The following is an 842-nucleotide window of genomic DNA, read 5'->3' on the forward strand; positions in this document are numbered from 1 at the left end:
GGTCTGCAGATCATGTCGAACGAGCAGTTCAACCAGGCGTTCACGATGCACGGCACGATCATGCTGCTGATGTTCGCGACGCCGCTGTTCGCGGGCTTCGCGAACTGGATCATGCCGCTGCAGATCGGCGCGCCGGACGTGGCGTTCCCGCGGCTGAACATGTTCGCCTACTGGCTGTACCTGTTCGGCTCGCTCATCGCGGTGGGCGGCTTCCTGACCCCGCAGGGCGCGGCCGACTTCGGCTGGTTCGCCTACAGCCCGCTGTCGGACGCGGTCCGCTCGCCGGGTGTCGGCGCCGACATGTGGATCATGGGCCTGGCCTTCTCCGGCTTCGGCACGATCCTCGGCTCGGTCAACTTCATCACCACGATCATCTGCATGCGCGCGCCGGGCATGACCATGTTCCGCATGCCGATCTTCGTGTGGAACGTGCTGCTGACCGCGGTGCTGGTCCTGCTGGCCTTCCCGGTGCTGGCGGCGGCGCTGTTCGCGCTGGAGGCGGACCGCAAGTTCGGCGCCCACGTGTTCGACTCGGCCAACGGCGGGGCGTTGCTGTGGCAACACCTGTTCTGGTTCTTCGGGCACCCAGAGGTGTACATCATCGCGTTGCCGTTCTTCGGCATCATCAGTGAGGTCATCCCGGTCTTCTCCCGCAAGCCGATGTTCGGCTACATGGGCCTGATCGCGGCGACCATCGCCATCGCGGGTCTGTCCGTGACGGTGTGGGCGCACCACATGTACGTCACCGGCGGTGTACTGCTCCCGTTCTTCTCCTTCATGACGTTCCTCATCGCCGTTCCGACAGGCGTGAAGTTCTTCAACTGGATCGGAACGATGTGGAA

Annotated in this window: 1 protein-coding gene; it reads left to right on the top strand. The window is 64.3% G+C overall.

Annotation, left to right across the window (positions count from 1 at the left end):
- The coding region (locus tag ADL34_RS34350; RefSeq protein ID WP_199835675.1) for a cbb3-type cytochrome c oxidase subunit I at positions 1-842 on the top strand (842 nt) is incomplete at both ends.

Origin of the sequence: Streptomyces sp. NRRL WC-3605, assembly GCF_001509795.1 — a bacterium.
Lineage (GTDB): Bacteria > Actinomycetota > Actinomycetes > Streptomycetales > Streptomycetaceae > Streptomyces > Streptomyces viridochromogenes.